At 72.3% G+C, this 18159-nt stretch carries 22 protein-coding genes, 1 tRNA gene and 1 pseudogene; 14 read left to right on the top strand and 10 right to left on the bottom strand.

What is annotated here, in order from left to right; genetic code table 11:
• Positions 1 to 120 precede the first annotated feature (120 nt).
• On the top strand, positions 121 to 1113 hold the full coding sequence (locus AC3WSN_RS08025) for an SDR family oxidoreductase (RefSeq protein WP_492537150.1): 993 nt from the start codon (positions 121 to 123) through the stop codon (positions 1111 to 1113).
• A 108-nt stretch (positions 1114 to 1221) separates the two neighbouring features.
• Entirely contained in the window at positions 1222 to 1998 is a 777-nt protein-coding gene (locus tag AC3WSN_RS08020; RefSeq protein ID WP_492537148.1) for a sigma-70 family RNA polymerase sigma factor, read from the top strand.
• Positions 1999 to 2406: 408 nt separating this feature from the next.
• Here the strand turns inward: AC3WSN_RS08020 and AC3WSN_RS08015 are convergent, their stop codons facing one another.
• The 3 genes from AC3WSN_RS08015 to AC3WSN_RS08005 all read right to left on the bottom strand — a co-directional run bounded on the left by AC3WSN_RS08015 (position 2407) and on the right by AC3WSN_RS08005 (position 3654).
• On the bottom strand, positions 2407 to 2655 hold the full coding sequence (locus AC3WSN_RS08015) for a hypothetical protein (RefSeq protein ID WP_492537146.1): 249 nt from the start codon (positions 2653 to 2655) through the stop codon (positions 2407 to 2409).
• Between the two features lie 55 nt (positions 2656 to 2710).
• Positions 2711 to 3016, bottom strand: a complete 306-nt coding sequence (locus AC3WSN_RS08010; protein WP_492537144.1) for a hypothetical protein — start codon at positions 3014 to 3016, stop codon at positions 2711 to 2713.
• A gap of 80 nt (positions 3017 to 3096) precedes the next feature.
• Positions 3097 to 3654, bottom strand: a complete 558-nt coding sequence (locus AC3WSN_RS08005) for a metallophosphoesterase (RefSeq protein WP_192709321.1) — start codon at positions 3652 to 3654, stop codon at positions 3097 to 3099.
• A gap of 176 nt (positions 3655 to 3830) precedes the next feature.
• Here AC3WSN_RS08005 and AC3WSN_RS08000 point away from each other — a divergent pair, with 176 nt between their 5' ends.
• The 6 genes and pseudogenes from AC3WSN_RS08000 to AC3WSN_RS07975 all read left to right on the top strand — a co-directional run bounded on the left by AC3WSN_RS08000 (position 3831) and on the right by AC3WSN_RS07975 (position 6096).
• On the top strand, positions 3831 to 4532 hold the full coding sequence (locus AC3WSN_RS08000; RefSeq protein ID WP_492543039.1) for a DNA-3-methyladenine glycosylase family protein: 702 nt from the start codon (positions 3831 to 3833) through the stop codon (positions 4530 to 4532).
• Positions 4523 to 4598: transfer RNA gene (locus AC3WSN_RS07995), tRNA-Ile, on the top strand. The genes AC3WSN_RS08000 and AC3WSN_RS07995 overlap by 10 nt, the downstream gene beginning before the upstream one ends.
• 255 nt (positions 4599 to 4853) lie before the next feature.
• Positions 4854 to 5216: pseudogene (locus AC3WSN_RS07990) on the top strand (DUF6894 family protein); the annotation flags it as partial.
• Positions 5213 to 5500 carry a hypothetical protein gene (locus AC3WSN_RS07985; protein WP_492537142.1) on the top strand — a complete coding sequence of 96 codons (288 nt, stop codon included), beginning with the start codon at positions 5213 to 5215 and terminating at the stop codon, positions 5498 to 5500. The pseudogene AC3WSN_RS07990 and the gene AC3WSN_RS07985, both read left to right, overlap by 4 nt.
• 97 nt (positions 5501 to 5597) lie before the next feature.
• The gene (locus AC3WSN_RS07980; RefSeq protein WP_492537140.1) at positions 5598 to 5810 is read left to right on the top strand and encodes a TOBE domain-containing protein; all 213 of its coding nucleotides are present in this window, start codon (positions 5598 to 5600) and stop codon (positions 5808 to 5810) included.
• Positions 5811 to 5952: 142 nt separating this feature from the next.
• The gene (locus AC3WSN_RS07975; RefSeq protein WP_492537139.1) at positions 5953 to 6096 is read left to right on the top strand and encodes a hypothetical protein; all 144 of its coding nucleotides are present in this window, start codon (positions 5953 to 5955) and stop codon (positions 6094 to 6096) included.
• A gap of 12 nt (positions 6097 to 6108) precedes the next feature.
• Here AC3WSN_RS07975 and AC3WSN_RS07970 read toward each other — a convergent pair whose 3' ends face one another.
• From AC3WSN_RS07970 to AC3WSN_RS07950, 5 genes are all read right to left on the bottom strand, one after another.
• Complete coding sequence (locus tag AC3WSN_RS07970) at positions 6109 to 9351, bottom strand: efflux RND transporter permease subunit (protein WP_492537137.1); 3243 nt, start codon at positions 9349 to 9351, stop codon at positions 6109 to 6111.
• Between the two features lie 10 nt (positions 9352 to 9361).
• Positions 9362 to 10681, bottom strand: a complete 1320-nt coding sequence (locus AC3WSN_RS07965; RefSeq protein ID WP_492537135.1) for an efflux RND transporter periplasmic adaptor subunit — start codon at positions 10679 to 10681, stop codon at positions 9362 to 9364.
• Positions 10682 to 10824: 143 nt separating this feature from the next.
• A complete protein-coding gene (locus tag AC3WSN_RS07960; RefSeq protein ID WP_492537133.1) occupies positions 10825 to 11196 on the bottom strand; it encodes a hypothetical protein in 372 nt (123 codons plus the stop codon).
• Positions 11197 to 11280: 84 nt separating this feature from the next.
• Complete coding sequence (locus AC3WSN_RS07955) at positions 11281 to 12309, bottom strand: helix-turn-helix domain-containing protein (protein WP_492537132.1); 1029 nt, start codon at positions 12307 to 12309, stop codon at positions 11281 to 11283.
• Positions 12310 to 12617: 308 nt separating this feature from the next.
• Entirely contained in the window at positions 12618 to 12797 is a 180-nt protein-coding gene (locus AC3WSN_RS07950) for a hypothetical protein (protein WP_192709261.1), read from the bottom strand.
• Positions 12798 to 13056: 259 nt separating this feature from the next.
• Between AC3WSN_RS07950 and AC3WSN_RS07945 the strand changes: the two genes are divergently transcribed.
• The 6 genes from AC3WSN_RS07945 (at position 13057) to AC3WSN_RS07920 (ending at position 17060) form a co-directional block, all read left to right on the top strand.
• Positions 13057 to 13215, top strand: coding sequence for a hypothetical protein (locus tag AC3WSN_RS07945; protein WP_192709326.1), 159 nt, complete (start codon positions 13057 to 13059; stop codon positions 13213 to 13215).
• Positions 13216 to 13246: 31 nt separating this feature from the next.
• Positions 13247 to 13489 carry a hypothetical protein gene (locus AC3WSN_RS07940; protein WP_192709262.1) on the top strand — a complete coding sequence of 81 codons (243 nt, stop codon included), beginning with the start codon at positions 13247 to 13249 and terminating at the stop codon, positions 13487 to 13489.
• Between the two features lie 118 nt (positions 13490 to 13607).
• Positions 13608 to 13964: an energy transducer TonB gene (locus AC3WSN_RS07935; RefSeq protein ID WP_492537129.1), complete on the top strand. Its 357-nt coding sequence runs from the start codon at positions 13608 to 13610 to the stop codon at positions 13962 to 13964.
• A 179-nt stretch (positions 13965 to 14143) separates the two neighbouring features.
• A complete protein-coding gene (locus AC3WSN_RS07930) occupies positions 14144 to 14344 on the top strand; it encodes a hypothetical protein (protein WP_192709264.1) in 201 nt (66 codons plus the stop codon).
• A gap of 211 nt (positions 14345 to 14555) precedes the next feature.
• Positions 14556 to 16514 (top strand): AI-2E family transporter, encoded by a 1959-nt coding sequence (locus tag AC3WSN_RS07925; RefSeq protein WP_492537127.1) that lies wholly within the window; start codon positions 14556 to 14558, stop codon positions 16512 to 16514.
• Between the two features lie 225 nt (positions 16515 to 16739).
• Entirely contained in the window at positions 16740 to 17060 is a 321-nt protein-coding gene (locus tag AC3WSN_RS07920) for a hypothetical protein (protein ID WP_492537125.1), read from the top strand.
• A 35-nt stretch (positions 17061 to 17095) separates the two neighbouring features.
• Here the strand turns inward: AC3WSN_RS07920 and AC3WSN_RS07915 are convergent, their stop codons facing one another.
• Both AC3WSN_RS07915 and AC3WSN_RS07910 read right to left on the bottom strand, forming a co-directional pair.
• Entirely contained in the window at positions 17096 to 17269 is a 174-nt protein-coding gene (locus tag AC3WSN_RS07915; protein ID WP_238195802.1) for a hypothetical protein, read from the bottom strand.
• A gap of 222 nt (positions 17270 to 17491) precedes the next feature.
• Positions 17492 to 17974 (bottom strand): DUF2721 domain-containing protein, encoded by a 483-nt coding sequence (locus AC3WSN_RS07910; RefSeq protein ID WP_492537123.1) that lies wholly within the window; start codon positions 17972 to 17974, stop codon positions 17492 to 17494.
• Positions 17975 to 18159: the final 185 nt, after the last annotated feature.

Below are 18159 nucleotides of genomic sequence, written 5' to 3'. Positions count from 1 at the left end.
TCGGGCAAGCGTCGAACGGCACCCGCGAAGGCACGTTCGAATGGCCGCAGCCGCGAAGGGGAACGCCGTCATGCGCGCAACGGTTCGCCGTGAAGTTGCAAAGCGGCGTGGAGAACAGGCATGGCGCGGCTCAAGGGCGGGACGGTCGTCATCACGGGCGCCTCGAGCGGCATCGGCCGGGCCGCCGCCGAGGCCTTCGCGGCCCGGGGCGCCCGGGTCGTTCTGGCGGCGCGCCGGGCCGAGGTGCTCGACGCGATCGTCCGGGACCTGCGCGCATCGGGCGCCGAGGCCGTGGCAATCCCCACCGACGTCACCGACCCGGATGCCGTGGCGGCCCTGGCCCGGGCGTCGATCCGCACCTTCGGCGGCATCGATGTCTGGATCAACAACGCGGGGGTCGGCGTGTTCGGCCCCCTGCTCGACGCGCCGCTCGACCTGCACCGGCAGACGATCGCGGTGAACCTGCTGGGCGCGGTCCACGGCGCCTACGCGGTGCTGCCGCACTTCCTCGAGCGCGGCCGGGGCACGCTGATCAACACGGTGTCCATGGGCGGCTGGGCGCCGACACCCTTCGCGGCCGCCTACACGGCGAGCAAGTTCGGCCTGCGGGGCTTCTCGGCAAGCCTGCGCCAGGAACTCGCCCGCCACCGGGACATCCATGTCTGCGGCGTGTTCCCCGCCATCGTCGACACGCCGGGCCTGGAGCACGGCGCCAACGTGACGGGCAAGCGGCTCAATCCCGGACACCTGTTCTACGCACCCGAGGCCGTGGCCGAGACCTTCATCCGCCTCGTGCGTCGCCCGCGCGACGAGGTGGCGGTCGGCTGGCCGGCCCGCCTCGCGCAGGTGGGCTACGCCCTGGCCCCGTACCCGACCGAGCACCTCATGGGCCTCGGCTTCCGCCTCGCCCTCGACCGGGCCGATCCGGGCCCGCGCACCCACGGCGCCCTGCGCGCTCCGTTGCCGCAGGGCACGGGCGCGGACGGGGGCTGGCGCGCCCGGAAAGGCGTGCCGTCCGCTGGCGCGCTGAGCGTGGGCCTCGCCGCGGCCGGAGCCTGCGCGGCCCTGCTCGTCGGGGTCGCGGCGGCGCGGCGGTTCAGCCCCCGGGCCTGACACCCCGTTCGGGCAAAGGGCTAACCCATGTTGCGGCATGGGGCGCCTCGGCGCGCCACAACCGGTGGTACGGGCGCGACCGGCCCGCACGCCGACGACCGGACCTGAATGCCCGTTACCGAAGGCTCATCGCTGCTCGATCCCGTCGAGGATGTGTCCCGCGCGGACCCGGCCGGGGATCCCGTCGAGGAGACCCGGCACGGCCTGCCCGAGGCGGTGCGCGCGCATCTCGGCACCCTGCTCGGCCACGCCTACGACCGGATCGGCCCGGCGCCGGGGGCGACCTCGGATCGCTTCTCCGAGTTGCTGGCGCGCCTCGAGGCCGCGCTGGTGCAGGCCGAGGGCGAACGCGACGGGACGTTCCGCGCGGGTCTGCTGGAGGTGGTACCGGCGCTGCACCGGTTCGCCGTCTCCCTGACCCGCGACCCGGCTGCGGCCGACGACCTCGTGCAGGACACGCTGCTGCGCGGCTGGCGCGGGCGCGGGGGCTTCACCCCCGGCACCAATCTGGAAGCGTGGCTGTTCACGATCCTGCGCAACGTCTTCTACAGCCAGCACCGCAAGCACGGCCGCGAGGTCTCCGATACCGACGGCAACCACGCCGAGCGGCTGACCAGCGTGCCCGAGCAGGGCGGCCATCTCGACCTTCAGGACGTGCGCGCCGCCCTCGATCGGCTCGCGCCGGTGATGCGCGAGGCGCTGGTCCTCGTCGCGATCGAGAACCTGAGCTACGAGGAAGCCGCCGCCGTGATGAACTGCCGGATTGGCACCGTGAAGAGCCGCGTCTGGCGCGCCCGCGAGCAGCTCGCGCGGATGCTCGGCTACAGCGGCTCCGAGATCGGCAACGACGGGGTCATGCTCTCGGTGACCGGCGCCACGGTCTGATCCGGTTCCCGAGCAGCCTTCCGTCGCGTCTCACGAGCGGCGTGACGGCGTCGCATGTGGCACCGCCCTGACGTGCTGCGCTTCGGCCGCGAAGACGGCGGCGCTGCGGTTCCAGACCCGAGACGAGACGCTTTCGGCGCGCCGTCGCCGATTCGCCGCATCGACCGGATCAGACCCGGGCCGGTCCGGCTTTCAATGCCGAATACGAGAATTCGACATTTCTCTCGCGGTATTCAGCGACGAATTTGACTTAGGTGAAAGCGCGCCGGCCCGCTCCTGGGCGACATGAAGCGGGTTGGGTCGATCCGTCGGCTCGGCTCGGCTCCCGTCGGTGCGACATCCCCCCGATCCACCGATGGGAGCCCCCCGCCGGGTTTCCGCACCGGGGACGCGCTCACTGAGTGGCCCTCAGGTCGAAGCGCCGCCCGCCCGGTCCGCGTCGAGCTGCTGCAGCAGCTCCGCCAGCCGCGGATCCAGAGCCTCGTCGATCACCGGATCGTAGAGCGCCCGCAATTGCTGGCCGAGCCGCAGGCGCGTCCGCGCGTCGAGGATCGGGCCGCTCGCGACGGGAACCACCCGCAGGGCGCCCGGCGCGCCGCCGGACGCGGCGCGTGCGGGAGGTCTCGGAGCGGCATGTTGGTGTTCGGGTTGGGGCATGCCTCCTACATCGGCCCGGACCGGCGCGACGGCAACCACCCGGCCCGGCGGAGTTTCAGGCATCGTCCTCGGGCGCGAACACCTCGCCCTTCTCCGCCAGGACCGTGTCGGCCTCGTCGCGGGCCAGCGCGTCGCCGGCGGGGATGGCCGCCGCGCCACGCCCGAACAGCCGCGCCAGCGCGCCTTCCCAGCCGGGCGGCAGGGCTTGCCCCTGCCCGGCAAGGATCTGCCCGACGCGCCGGCAGACCCGCTCCCAGGCCGTCGCATCCAGCGCGGTGAAGTCGGTCCCGAAACCGAGCTCGGTCCCGGCGCGCGTCGCGGCCTCGGCCCACCCGGGCGGCGGAATCGGCGTGTCGGTCATGGTGTGCAGCCTCGTGCCGGATCAGGGAGGCGGATAGATAGGGCATCCGCGGCCAGCGGTCCCGGGACGGGCGCCGGGTCTCAGCGCAGCCCGTGGGCGGCGAGCTCCTCCGGCACGAGCGCGGCGGCCTCCTGGCGCGCCAGGATGGCCGAGAGGGTGGCCGGGCGATCATTCCAGGCATCGACGCCGACATCGCAGGAGCGGGTGGTGTCGGGCAGCCAGCCGTGGCTGTGTCCGTAGAGGTGGCGCGTCTCCCGCCACAGGCCCGGCCAGGCCCGGTGCGCGTAATGCGACAGGAATAGGCGGTGCGCGTGTCCCTGCGCGTCCGGGACCGACAGGCGAACGCTGTCCACCGGCGGCTCCGCCCAGGGCAGATCCAGCACCCGGTTCGAATCGTGGTTGCCGCGGACGAGGCGCTTCGTCCCGTTCAGCCGCGCGAAGATCGCCGCGCAATGGTCGCGGCTCGCATGGGCGGCGAAGTCGCCGAGATGCCAGACGGAATCCTCCGGTCCGACGACGGCGTTCCAGCCGGCGACCAGGGCCTCGTCATGGGCTTCGACGCTGCCGAAGCGCGCCCGGCGATGGCGGAGGATGTGCGGATCGCCGAAATGCGTGTCCGCGGTGAAGTAGATCGCCATTCCGTCGAGACCCGCGCCCGAGATCGCATCCACGATACCGTCACGGCGGTCCGTGCGGTTCCGGAGCGAGGTGGGCCGGGCTGCGCCCCGAGCAAGGCTGCGCGGCATCCTGCCTCCGGACTGCGCCCGGGCCGGGCGCTATGATCCGCCCGGTGCGGCGCCACGCGGCTGAGGCGATGCTGGATCCCGACATCTATGCCCATCTGCTGGACGCGGCCGGCGCCCATCCGCCGCTGCGTGCGGCCCTCGTGGAGGCCGGGCCGATCGCCATCGCGCCGCCCGCGCACCCGAGCGTCGCGGATCGCCTGTTCGTCGAGGTGGTCAACCAGCAGCTCTCCACCCGGGCCGCCGCGGCGATCTGGGCGCGGATCGAGGCCGCAGCCATTGCGGCTGCCTCGAGCCCGCGCGGCCTGTTCGAGGCCGGTGACGCGGATCTGCTGCGCGGCTGCGGAATCTCGGGCAACAAGGTCCGCGCCCTCCAGGCGATCGTCGCCGCGGAGGCGGCGGGGCTGCTCGGGCCCGACCTCGCCGGGCTTCCGCACCCGGAGCGCGCGGCGATCCTGTGCGGCATCCGCGGCGTCGGCCCCTGGACCGCCGACATGGTCGGCATCTTCCATTTCCACGACCCGGACATCTGGCCCGAAGGCGACGTGGCGGCGGTGGGTTGCCTGCGCCGCCTCACTGGCCGGGACGACACGCGCGACGTGGCAGCGGCCTTCGCGCCGTACCGCTCGATCCTGGCCCGCTACCTGTGGCGCATCAAGGACACGGCTGTGGCGCCCGCCAGCGCGCCGCGCCCGGAGCCTCGGCCCGTCACCGGAAACCGGGTGACGGCCGGCCGGGGATCGGCTATCCGTCGGCGCCGCCCGGGCCCGTAGCTCAATGGTTAGAGCCGGCCGCTCATAACGGTCTGGTTGCAGGTTCGAGTCCTGCCGGGCCCACCATGCGGCCTGTCCGGGGCCCGTCGGGCCGACCGCGTCGCTGCGGAACCGTTCGACCGCTCGCGGGTCTACCAGGCAGATCTCATGGCGCGACACCCTTCAGCCCGCCCGGCTCGCCGGCGCGGGTTTTTCTCGGGCCGGTGCCGATGCGTCGGCACCATCAACCCATGTTGGAAAATGCACAGAGCCGCTGCCCTGACCGTGGGTTACCTCCTGGAAGGTGGTTCACGGAGAGGGTGATGGCCCCGCCACTTCTTCGCCATTCACGACGGCCAGTTCCAGCCCGATACGGAAGGAACGGAGTGCGCGGATTTCGAAGCGGCCCGCCGGGAGGCGATGATCAGCCTGCCGGAAATCGCGCGCTGGATCATCCCGAGCGACGGTGACAATCACGCCTTTACCGTGCCGGTCCGGGACGAGGGCGAGGCTGTTGTCGACACGGCGCCCCTGACCTTCGCGGTCCTGAGGCTGGACAGCGGGCCCGAGGCCGGGCGCGGCCCGATCGGGTGGCGGCCGTGCCGCTCGCCCGCGATCGGCCTTGAACAGGATCCGCCCGCTGGCGTTGCCCCTCTGTCGCCCCCGAGAGGCGGCGCGAGGAAACACGCGAGGGCTCCCCCATGAAGACGCTGATATCCCTGATCGCCGCCGGTCTCCTGGCAACGGGCTCGGTGGCCCTGGCCGCCGAGGGCACCAACGCGTCCGGCAGCGCCGCTCCGCACGGCAACCGCATGCAGGGTTCGCCGAACGCGGCCGGCTTCACCGGGAAGAGCGACACGACCGGCTCGACCGCTGTCGGCGCGCCGGGCTCGGAGATGCCGAAGCAGGACGGCCGGATGCAGGGCTCGCCGAACGCGGCCGGCTTCCAGAAGGATCACGGCGGCACCGGCAGCTCCGGCGGCCGCTGATCCCGGCGCGCCCCGTCGGACGGACCGGGTTGAACCCGCGCGCCGGCGTTGCGATAGGCCGCCGACAGCCGCGGCGGCTGCGCCACGAGGACGATCCATGAAGCACGGCGCGCGCAACGACATCCCCGCCACGGTGACGGCCATCAAGCGTGGCGATGTCATGGCGCAGGTCGAGGTGGAGCTCGTCGGGACCACCTACCGCATGGCCTCGGTGATGACGGTCGATTCCCTTGAAGAGCTGGGTCTCAAGGAGGGCGACACCGTCCGCGTCCTGGCCAAGGCGGTGAACGTGCTGCTCGTGACGCCGTAGCGGCGGCACGGGGTTCGCATGGGCGAGGCCGCGAGGCCTGCCTTCCGCTTCGGCGGATCGGTCATCCAGCCGTCATCGGGCTGGCCTAGGGCGGCGCCTCTCGCCCAAGCCAGCCCCTGCGATGACGGGATGCGTTGACCCGATGGATTGGTTCGACTTGCCTGACGACACCCACCGGCCGGCGGACGCCGATCAGAGCCGGATGCGGCTCTACATCGCCGCCGGCCTGTTCGGCATCGGCGCCCTCGGCATGGTCGGCGGCCTCCTGCACATCCTGCCGGCCTGAGGGCGGGACGCGTCAGGCCGCACGGTCCGCCCGCGGCTCCGGGACCATCGCGCGCCGCCCGGCCGCCGTCTCGGCCCGGCCGAACCGCGCGTAGAGCGCCGGCAGCACCACCAGGGTCAGCAGGGTCGCGCTGATCAGGCCGCCGATCACCACGGTGGCCAGCGGCCGCTGCACCTCCGCCCCCGTCCCGGTGGCGAGCGCCATCGGCACGAAGCCCAGGGAGGCGACCAGCGCGGTCATCGCCACGGGCCGCAGCCGGGTGAGGGCGCCCTCGCGGATCGCCGCCCGCAGCGGCCGGCCCTCGGCGACGAGCTGCTTGATGAAGGTCAGCATCACCAGGCCGTTCAGCACCGCCACCCCCGAGAGGGCGATGAACCCGACCGCGGCCGGCACCGACAGCGGCATCCCGCGCAGCCACAGGGCCGCGATCCCGCCGGTGAGCGCCAGCGGCACGGCGCTGAACACCAGGAGCGCGTCCCACGCGCCGCCAAGCGCCGAGGTGAGCAGCAGGAAGATCAGGAAGAAGCAGACCGGCACCACCACGGTGAGCCGCGCCTGAGCCGAGGCGAGGTTCTCGAACTGGCCGCCCCAGGTCACGGAGGAGCCCGCCGGCAGGGTCACCTGTGCGGCGACCTTCCCTTGCGCCTCCGCCACCAGCGAGCCGATGTCGCGCCCGCGGACATTGGCGGTGACCACGACCCGGCGCCGGCCGTTCTCGCGGCTGATCTGGTTCGGCCCCTCGCTCACCGAGAACCGCGCCACCTGCCGCAGCAGCACGGAGGCGGCCTTGCCGTTCGGCCCCGGGGGCAGGGGGACCGGCAGGTTCTCCAGGGCCTCCCGGTCCTCGCGGACCTGATCGGTCAAGCGCACGACGATCGGCACGCGCCGGTCGCCCTCGAACACGACCCCGGCATCCCGCCCGCCCATGGCGGCGCCGATCACGTCCTGGATCGCCCCGGTGCTGAGACCCAGCCGCGCCGCCTCGGTCCGGTCGATCTTGATCTCGAAGACCGGCAGGCCGGTGATCTGCTCGACCTTCACGTCGTCGGCGCCCGGGATCCCGCGCAGGATCGCGGCGATCCGGTTGGCGGTCTCCAGCATCGGCTCGAAGGCCTCGCCGAACACCTTCACGGCGAGGTCGCCCCGGGTCCCGGCGAGCAGCTCGTTGAAGCGCAGCTGGATCGGCTGGGAGAACTCGTAGACGTTGCCGGCGAGCGCGCTTAAGGACGCCTCGATCCGCTCCTGCAGTTCGGCCTTCGACAGGCCCGGATCGGGCCAGTCCGCCTGCGGCTTGAGCATCACGAACGTGTCGGAGGAATTCGGCGGCATCGGGTCGGTGGCGACCTCGGCGGTGCCGGTCTTCGAGAACACGGTGGCGACCTGCGGGAATTGCGCGATGGCCCGCTCGACCTTGAGCTGCATCGCCTGCGACTGGGTCAGCGAGGTGGACGGGATCCGGGTGGCGTTCAGCGCGATGCTCTTCTCGTCGAGGAGCGGGATGAACTCGGTCCCGAGCCTTGCAGCGAGCAGGCCGGCCCCCGCGAGGAGGAGCAGCGCCGCCCCGACGAACGGGGCGGGCGCGCGGATCGCGGCGCCGAGGATCGGCCGGTAGAGGGCCTTCAGGCCGCGGAGGAGGGGGCTCTCGGTCTCGGTGATCCGGCCGGTCAGCGCGATGGCGATCAGGGCCGGCACGAAGGTCAGCGACAGCACGAAGGCCGCCGCCAGCGCGAGGATGACGGTCAGGGCCATCGGCTGGAACATCTTGCCCTCGACGCCCGTGAAGGTCAGGAGCGGGACGTAGACCAGGATGATGATCGCCTGCCCGTAGAGGGACGGCTTGATCATCTCCTCGGCCGAGTCCCGGACCGTCTCCAGGCGCTCCTCCAGCGTGAGGGGCCGCCCGAGTGCGTGCTGCCGCTCGGCGAGGTGGCGCAGCGCGTTCTCGGTGATGATCACCGCCCCGTCGACGATGAGCCCGAAATCCAGCGCCCCGAGGCTCATCAGGTTGGCCGAGATCTTCCCCTCAACCATGCCGGTCACGGTCATCAGCATGGCGACCGGGATGACCAGCGCGGCGATCAGCGCCGCCCGGATGTTGCCGAGGAGCAGGAACAGGACGACGATCACGAGGGCCGCGCCCTCCGCGAGGTTCCTGCCGACCGTGCGGATCGTGGCCTCGACGAGCTGCGTCCGGTCGAGGACCGTCTGGACCACGATGCCAGGGGGCAGGGCGCGCCGGATCTGCGCCATGCGGGCCTCAACGGCGGCCGCCACCGTGCGGCTGTTCTCGCCGATCCGCATCAGGGCGGTGCCGATGACGGTCTCACGACCGTTCTCGCTGGCCGAGCCGGTGCGCAGGTCGCGCCCGATCCGCACCGTGGCGACGTCGCGGATCCGCACCGGGACGCCGCCGCGGCTCGCCACGACCACGTCGGCGATCGCCTCCGGGCCCTCCAGGCGGCCGGCGGCGCGGACCACGTAGCTCTCGCCGTTGTCCTCCAGGTAGCGGGCGCCCTGGTTGGCATTGTTGGCCTGGAGCGCCCGGGCGACGTCCGCGAAGGAGAGGTCGAGGGCGGTCAGCGTCGTCGGGTCGGGCTGGACATGGTACTGCTTCTCGAAGCCGCCGATCCCGTCGACGCCGGCCACGCCCGGGACGGACTTGATCTGCGGCCGGATGATCCAGTCCTGGACCGTGCGCAGGTAGGCGACCTGCTCCAGCTCGGTCCTGAGCGCCTGTCCCTCCGGGGTCCGGTAGCTCCCGTCCGGCTGCCAGCCCGGCCGGCCCGCCGGCACGGTCGCGCGCTCAGGCAGCGGCGCGTACTGGACCGACCACATGGTGATCTCGCCGAGACCCGTGGAGATCGGGCCCATCCGCGGCTCGACCCCGGAGGGCAGGTCCTCCCGCACCTGGGCGATGCGCTCGGCGACCTGCTGGCGGGCGAAGTAGATGTCGAGGGATTCGGCGAAGACCGCGGTGATCTGCGAGAAGCCGTTGCGCGAGAGCGAGCGGGTGTATTCGAGGCCCTTGATGCCGGCGAGCGCGGTCTCCACCGGGTAGGTGACCTGCCGCTCGACGTCGGCCGGCGACAGGGACGGGGCCAGGGTGTTGATCTGCACCTGGTTGTTGGTGATGTCGGGCACCGCGTCGATGGGCAGCTTCGTGAGCGCGACGGCGCCGAAGCCCGAGGCCAGCAGCACGAGGAGCAGCACCAGCCAGCGCTGGCGGACCGAGACGGCGAGGATGCGGCTGATCATGGCGCGATCCTCAATGGTCGTGGTCGGCGTCGGCCTTGCCGAGCTCGGCCTTCAGCAGGAAGGAATTGCCGACCGCGATCTCGGCTCCGGGCTCGAGCCCCGCGGTGACCTCGTAGGCCTCGTCGTCGGAGCGGCCGAGGGTGACCGGCCGCTTCTCGAACCCGTCCGGACTGCGCACGAAGACGACGCTCCGGCCCGCGATCGTCTGGACGGCCGCCTTGGGGATCCGGACCGGGACCTTGTCCTGCGCGATCTCGACCTCGGCGGTGACGAAGGTGCCGGGCCGCCACGCGAGGTCGGGATTCGGGAGGGCGACGATCACCCGGGCCGAGCGCGTGTCGGCATTGAGGAACGGGCTGACGAAGATCACCCGCCCTTCCGCGCGGCGCTCCGTCTCGCCCGTCCGTCCGGGCGTGACCGTGACCCGGGCGCCCTCCCGCACCTGGGCGAGTTCGAGGGTCGGCACCGACAGCTCGATCCAGACCGTAGAGAGGTCCGCCACCGTGTAGAGGTCCGCCGGATCCCCCTCCTTGCCGACCGCCGTGCCGACATCGACCCGCCGCTCGACGATGCGGCCGGCGAAGGGCGCCCGCAGGGGATAGCGGCGCAGGCTCGACTGGTTCGGCGTCGCCTCGTCGCGCTTCTGGGCGGCCGCCACCTCGGCGGCGTCGAGGCCGAGCGCCGACAGCTTCTGACGGGCGAGGTCGACCCGGAGCTGGTTCTCCAGATAGGTGGCCCGGGCGGTCTCGAAGGCCGCCTCCGAGGCGGTGCGCGAGGCGAGCAGCTTCTGCTGGCGCTCGAAGTTGATCTTCTGCAGCTCGGCCTGGACCAGGGCGGTGAGGTACTCGCTCTTGGCGTCGGCGACCTCGCGGCTGTCGAGGATGGCGACGATCTCGTTCGCCTGCACGGCATCGCCGAGGCGCTTGCGCATCTCGGCCACGGTGCCGACCACCCGGGCCGGGACGCGGGCGATCCGGTCGGTGTCGGGGGTGATGGTGCCGGGCACGAGGAGATGACGCGCCAGCGTGCCGCCCGCCACCGTTCGGGTGACGATGTCCTGGGCGGCGACTTGGTCGGGCCGCATCCGGATCGCATCTTCCTCCGCGTGGGCCTCCCCCAGCTCGTGCCCGTGCGCGTCGTGGGCCTGGCCGGCGACCGCCGGCCGGTCCTGCGGATCGGAATGGTCCGGATCGCGGCCCTCGCCGGCGGCCGGGGGGCGCACCAGGCCGGCGGCGGCCAGTGCCTGGCGCAGGCTGTCGGGCAGGGGGGACAGGGCAGCGCCGACGGCGATGCCGGCGGCCAGGAAGGCCGCGGACGGGAGAATGCGCATGGGGGGTGCCGTGGGACTTGCTCAGCCGGGACGGCCGGGCGCCGCGCGGCGTCCCGGAGGGTCCCGTTCAGGTGTCGCGGAGGGATGGGCCCGGGGCCGAGGCCGGCCTTCGGGCGGGACGCGCGCCGGTCGGCGGCGTCAGCTCACGCGCGCGGAGGCCGGGGCAGCCGGTCGGGCACGAAGGAGGGGAGCGCCCGCGCGAGCTCCGCAGGGAGTGGCCGGCCCGGAACCGTCGGGGGGGCGACGTCGGCCGCGTCCAGGCGGGCGGCCTGATGGCAGCCGCAATGGAGGTGCTCGCCGAGGCCGGGATCGACATTCGACGACGCAGCCGGCGTGTCGAGAACCGGTCCCTCGCTCCGGCTGTGATGACCGCCCGCGTGGAAGGCCAGATCCGCCGCGAGACCGATGCCCGGCGCAGCGAGGGACAGGGCCAGGACGAGCGCCAGCATGCGGGCGGCGATCGCCCACACACCCTGCGCCCGTGCGGCGCGCCTGCCCCGAACCTGGAAGGTCATCGCGTCCTTATGGGCGATCCGGGGCAGGGCGCACAAGGGTCGGCATACAGGGGTCGACATACACGGGTCGACGTGCCCCGGCGTTCAGGCGGCCAGTTTGAGAACCCAGTCGTAGAAATCCGTCCAGGTCTCCGCCCGGGCCGGATCGCCGGACGCCTCGGCCGCGTCGGCCTGGTGGGCGCGGAGGTCACGGGGGGCGCAGCCGAACGCGGCCTTGAAGGCCTGGGCGAAATGCGCGGGGCTCTCGAACCGCCAGCGATACGCGACCTCCGAGATCCGGGCGGAGCGTCCGTCGGCGGCGAGGTCCCGGTACGCGCGGGCGAGCCGGCGCTGCCGGATATAGCCTGACACGCCTCCGAGGGGCACGAACAGGCGGTACAGGGCGCTGCGCGACAGGCCGAACTGCCGGCCGAGGGTCTCGGCGCTCAGGTCCGCGGAGGCCAGTTCGGCTTCGATGAAGCGCCGGATGGCGAGAAGGAGCGGCGTCCCCACCGGGGCCTGGGCGAGGCGGTCCTCCTCCGGCAAGCCGAAAGCCGCCGCGCCGAGCAGCGCGGCCGTCGCCTGCGCGGCCGCGGCAGCCTCCCGCTCTGAGAATCCGGTGGCGTGCGCGCTCAGGGCGCGCAGATGGTCGTTGACCATCCGGCCGAACGGGGTCGCCCCCCGGATCACCGCCCCGTGGAGGCCGTCGAGCGCAGCCTGGTGCGCGCCGAACAGCGCCCGCGGCAGCACCACGGTGATGGCTTGGTAATCCGTGGACTCGGCCGACAGGGGGCGCGACAGGTCGAGCAGGCAGATATCGCCCGGCGCGCAGTCGCGCTCGCGGCCGCCGATCGCGATCCTGGACTGACCGGTGAGGCGCACATGCGCCAGGATGTGGTCGACGCCCATGCGGGCCACGAGGGCGGGCTCGCGCTCGAACCGGAGGCCCGAGGCGCTGGCCCGGCACAGGATCGCCGTGCCGAGGTGCCGGACCCGCGACTGGCCGTGGAACGCGGCGACGTCCTCCTTCCGGATCGCGAAGTCCCAGAACGGCGCCACGGCATCGCGCCACGCGGCAGCCTGATGGATGCCGGGGCGCTCACCCGTGAGCTGCAGGACAGAATTCGACCGCATCGCCGGCGTTACGTGGTCCTGCCCTTGAGTTCTCACCCACGGGCTACTCTTACGACGAGTCCGGATCCACAGAAAAGGGCCTGTAACCCGCCGAGGGGTTGCCCACGCCTCCACGGGACGGCCTGCCATCCGGACATCGCCGGCTCGGCCCCCAACGGAAGACCTGACGAGGATGACCGGCCTCATCCCCGGCCGCAGACCGGATGTCCGGCCCGAAAACAGAACGTCCCGCGTGCCGGATGGCCGCGGGACGGGAAGTTGCACGGTTGTGAGGACCGGTGAATTCGGCCCTGAAGGTTAACGTTGCGTTACTTCCCGCTCGGCGCCGCGCCGCTGCCGGTGGCGCCGTTGCCACTGCTGCCGCTGCCGGCGGGAGCGCCCGATGTCGAGGTGTTGCCGTTGGGCGTGCTCTGCGCGGCCGCCAAGGAGGCGCTTCCGGCCACGAGCGCGAGGGCGAGCAGAGCGGATTGGACGGTTCGGCTGGTCATGGCTCTCCTGAATCCCGATCGGGGTCTCGACGTGCTGGCCCGTGCCGGCATGGTCGGGATAACGGCCGCCCGCTTGAGCGTGTTCCATTTCAAGTTGAAATCTGAAAGGGGCTGCCTGGCGGGACGCGCGCACCTTCGGTGTCGTCCGTGGCGCGGCCGGATCTGTTCGCCCCGTTCCTTTCCACCGGGAACATCGCCGCGGCCCCCAAGCTTGTCCGAGCATCGAGCACGGGAGCGTGGCGTGCGGATGTTTCGGATCATGCAGGCGGCGACGGGCGCTATCCTCTGGATCGGCTCGGCGCTGGATCCCCTGAGGGCCCTGGACGCGATGGCGCGGACAGCCGGCTACCGCGACCGGAACGGCATCCCCGCCCACCTGTATGCCGGCGGCCTCCATGTCGAGGAGGTGGAGGCCTGAGCCGCCGCCCGACGGAAGCCGGAGACGCATCATGACCAAGCTGTTCATCGCGCAGATGCGCGACCCGGGCGGGGACAAGCCCCTCGTGACCGTCAGGGCCGAGGCCGAGGGCGAGGCGCGCCTGTTCCTGAACGCCGCCTACCCGGATGCGGAGATCGCCAGCATCAGCGAGCCCAGCGACTGGACGAGTGACGCCGATACCGGAACCCGGGCCGGCGACATCCGCGAGCATCCCGGCGTGATCTGGCAGCCGCCGTCGAGCCTGGCCGGTTGAGGCCGGGCCGGCCCGGTAAGCCGGGAGGCCGCTCGCGGATGGACGTCCCGGAGGCCGATGACGACAAATGTCGCGATCCGATTCACGGGTCATCAGCGCGGATCGCCGAGGCTGCGGCATGACTTCCGGTGATCCGACACCGCGCCTGTTCGCGGCCGGGGCCGCCCTGACCGGCACCGGCATCCTGATGTGCCGCTCGGAGCCGTCCTGGGACGGGATCCTGGTCGGCCTGCTCTGCCTCGGGCTCTGGGCCCTCGGGACGCTCGCGGCGCGGCCGGCACGCCCGTCGAGACGCGCGCGACCGAAGCGGCCTATGATCCTGGAGGCGGTCGTCGTCGAGACACCTCGGGCCGCGCCACTCCTGCTGCCGGCTCCCCGGATGCCGGCCGGTGTCCCGACCGCCGCCTCGCGGCTGCCCGAGGTGCTGACCCACCGGCAGCGGGTCGTCGAGCGGCACATCCGTCACCGCCGGTAAGGCCGGCCGGCACCATCCAGATCGAGCGCGACGCGCTCGTCCGGCGGGGCGAGCATCCGGAACCGCTTGCGGATCGGTGATCGCCCGCCGCGCTGGCCGGTGTGGGGCGGTCGCGAGATTCTGCCGCAGCACCGATCCGGTGCGTCCGGAGTTGGCCGAGAGCCAACCCAGGAGACAGCATGGCGGACAAGGCTGACGTGACGACCTACACGGTGAAGCAGGCGCTGGCCGCCAAGGTCGACGACCACATCGAGATCGCGGTCGAGACGCAGGACGGCACCACGTTGAAGCTCAAGGCGACCGCCGACCAGCTGGATGCCCTGGTGGGCGATCTGGAGACGATCCTGGACGCCGAGGATGCCGAGGGCGAGGCCGCCTGAGCGGCCTGTCCCGAAGCGGAAGCGGGCCGGGCGCGCGAGCGTCCGGCTTCGGCAACAGCGCGGCGCCCGATCGCAGACCGATCGGGCGCCGTTGCCTTTGGGGCGTCCGGCTGAAAGCCGGGGGGCGAACGGTCCGGTTCAAAACCAAACCGGCTCCCGTGCGGTTGTGCCCTTGAGCGCGGGCCATCCGCGCGCGCGTACCGGAGTCCCCATGGCCACCGAGCCGAGTGCCGCCCCGCGCCAGCCCGCGCAGGTGCCGCCGCCCCTCGTACCGGGCCTGCGCGGCCTCCTGACCCTCGCGGTCGGCGTGGTCCTGATCGCCGCCCTCTACCTCGGACGCGAGGTGTTCATCCCCCTCGTTCTGGCCGTCCTGCTCAGCTTCGTCCTGGCGCCGGTGGTCAACCTGCTGCGCCGGTTGCACTTCGGGCGCGTCCCCTCGGTCATCGTCGCCGTGCTGCTCGCCCTCGGGGTCATCGGCGGCATCGGGACGGTCATCGGCACCCAGGTGGCAGGGCTCGCCGGCAACCTGCCGCAGTATCAGACCACCGTGCAGAGGAAGGTGGCGGGCCTGCAGCAGGGCTGGCTCGGCGAGGCCAACCGGCTGCTGCAGAAGTTCAACCACCAGGTTCACGATGCCACCCAGAAGGCCGACGCCGCCGGCACGACAGCCGAGCCGGGACCGGCCGGGGATACGCCCAAGGCGCAGCTCGTGCGCGTCGAGCAGCCCGAGCCCTCGCCACTGGCACTGGCCCAGAAGGTGCTCGGGCCCATCGTCTCGCCGCTGACCGACGTCGGCATCGTGCTGGTGGTGGTGGTGTTCCTGCTCATGCAGCGCGAGGACCTGCGCAACCGCATGATCCGCCTATTCGGGTCGAGCGACCTGCATCGCACGACGGTGGCCATGGACGACGCGGCCGGCCGCCTCGGCACCTACTTCCTGGCCCAGCTCGGCATGAACGCCGCCTTCGGGGTGCTGATCGGCATCAGCCTCTGGTTCATCGGCGTGCCCAACCCGATCCTGTGGGGCGTGTTCTCGGCGATCATGCGCTTCGTCCCCTATATCGGCGCCTTCGCCTCCGGCCTGCTTCCCGTAGCCCTCGCCGCCGCCGTCGACCCGGGCTGGTCGATGGTGATCGCGACCGCAGCGCTGTTCCTGATCGCCGAGCCGATCTTCGGGCAGGTGATCGAGCCGCTGCTCTACGGCCATTCCACCGGCCTCTCGCCCTTCGCGGTGATCGTCTCGACCCTGTTCTGGGGCTTCCTGTGGGGCCCCATCGGCCTGATCCTGGCCACCCCGTTCACCGTCTGCCTCGTGGTGCTCGGCCGCCACGTCGACAGCCTGGAATTCCTCGACGTCCTGCTCGGTGACCGGCCGCCGCTGACGCCGGTCGAGAACTTCTACCAGCGCATGCTGGCGAGCGACCCGGACGAGGCGCGCGACCTCGGCGAGGCCATGCTGAAGGAGCGCTCCCTGTCCTCGTACTACGACGAGGTGGCCCTCAAGGGGCTGCAGCTCGCCGCGAACGATTTCGCGCGCGGGGTCGTGACGCCGGCGCAGCTGGAGAACATCCGCAACTCGGCCCGGGCGCTGGTCGAGGATTTCGAGGACCACCCCGATGCCGAGCCGGCCGGGGACGACGCGACGGTCAACCCGAGCGCGACCCCGACCTTGGCCGAGCGGACCCACACCCGGACCGAGGCGGTGCCCGGCCAGGCGCCGCCGCGCGAGGCCCTCCCGGAGGCGTGGCGTGGGGAGGCGCCCATCCTGTGCGTGGCGGGGCGCGGCCCCCTCGACGAGGCCTCCTCGGCGATGCTGGCCCAGTTGCTGCGCAAGCACGGGCTCGGCGCCCGGGTCATCGGCTACGAGGCCGTCTCGCGCGACCGCATCCGCGACCTGGACCTCGCGGGCGTGGCGATGGTGTGCATCTCCTATCTCGACATCAGCGGCAGCCCCGCGCATCTGCGCTACCTGCTGGAGCGCCTGAAGCGGCGTGCTCCGCAGCTGCCCGTGCTGGTGGGCCTCTGGCCTGTGGGCGAGAAGGTGCTCACCGATGCCGCGCTCGGCCGGGCGATCGGGGCCGACGTCTACGTGTCCTCGCTGCGCGACGGGGTCGAGGCCTGCCTGCGGACCGCGCAGACCTCCTCGGGCAGGGGCGCAGAGGCCGCCTGAGGGCTCTGTCGTGTCGGCGTGCCGCGCCCAGGCCGGGCCTGTCGGAGCTGGGCTGCGCCGCTAAGCCCGGCCGGACCCCATCCGGGGCGTCGATACTTCTGCTATGGATCGCTGTCGGAGCTTCGCGTTGAGGAGGCGTTGGGTGTCGCGCTGCGTCGTCGCCATCCGGGATGGTGAAGGGTCGGCTGAACCGGATCCGGTTCGGCGCGCGTGCCGGCGCGCCCCGTGCGCGGCGCCGCGCCGCGGCCCGATCGTCGCCTGGGCGCCATGACCGGCCCGGACGCCACCACGGACCCGGGCTCGGCTCCGCCGCCGGCGCGCTACCGGCTGCAATGCGTCGTGCACCGGGAGAGCGCGAGCGGCATCATCATCCACGACGAACCGATTTTCGGGCTCTCCGAAGACGCTGCGGTTGCGGACGCGAAGGCGCGGTTTGCGCATCTGCTCGCCGGCCGCTCGGGCTCGGCGGCCCTGCGGGATGCGGCCGGACGGGTCGTCTGGTCCACGCAGCAGAAGGCTTCGGCCGGGGTGCCCAAACCCCTGTAACGGCCTGTCCGGTCGCGCGGTGCCGCCGGCAGCCCTCAGCGATTCGGTTCCAGGTCGATCACCGGGCCGCCGACATCGAAGAACTCGTCCTCGAAGGACAAGCTTTCTCCAAGTTCATCTTCCTCTCTCCGCCGCAAAGGCACGATCGAGGACAGTACTCCGAGGCAGAGCGCTCCGGCAATGAAGGCAATCAGGATGGCGATGCTCATGACGGAACACCCGGACGCAGCGTGCAGCTGCAGCAAGCACCGACAAGATTAAGACTCAGTTCCCGGTCGACGCAATCGAAATCGGCGCCGCCGGTGACCGCAGGCCGGATCCGGCCCCGAACGGCAGGGTCCGGCCCTCGCCCGGCGGCCGTCAGCCCAACGGCCGGTGCAGCCCCGAGCGGGACCGGAGTCCCTGCACGCGGGCCGTGATTCGCGCCCGGCTCAACCCTGCGCGGGGACCTTATCCTTCTGGTGATCGACCTCGTCGCGGATGCCGTGGCCGGCCATCAGGATCTCGGCCATGAACGCGCCGATCGCCGCCACCGTGCAGACCAGCGCCGCCCCGAAGCACACGAACAGGATCGACGCCGTGGCGGCGTCGCGCAGCGCCCCGACGAACAGGGTCAGCACCGCCATGCCGATCAGGCCGCCCCCCAGCGAGGCCAGCACGACGGCGAGGTCGAGGACGAAGGAGCGCCGCCGCAGGAAGGTCAGGCGGCGGCCCAGGCGTGCGGCCTCGGCGCTCGTCGCCTTGGCGGCCTCCGCCGAGAGCGCGTCGACCTTGTCGGAGATCCGGCCGAGCCGGGTCGAGAACACGTTCAGCAGGGTCGCGAGCGCCGAGAGCAGGAACGCGGGCGCGAGCGCCACCTGGATGATATGCGCGATGCTGTCGGGCTCGGTGGAGCTGAGGGAGAATCCGAACATCGACGCTACGCCCGCGGCCGCGTCATGCCCGGGCAGATCGCGGGGCCAATCCCGGATATGGCCTGGAAGGCGGCAGGGGCTCGCGAATAGACCATGCCGGGAGGGTCACCACGGGAGGCCCTCCGCGTGCAACCCGACGACGAGCAGCGCCAGGGCCGTGAGGAACGCGACCGTGAGGTAGGGAG

The sequence above is a fragment of the Methylobacterium sp. FW102-HT35C08 genome (genome assembly GCF_058790235.1).
Note: the sequence above shows the minus strand (reverse complement) of the source record. Positions and strands in the feature narration are given on the sequence as shown.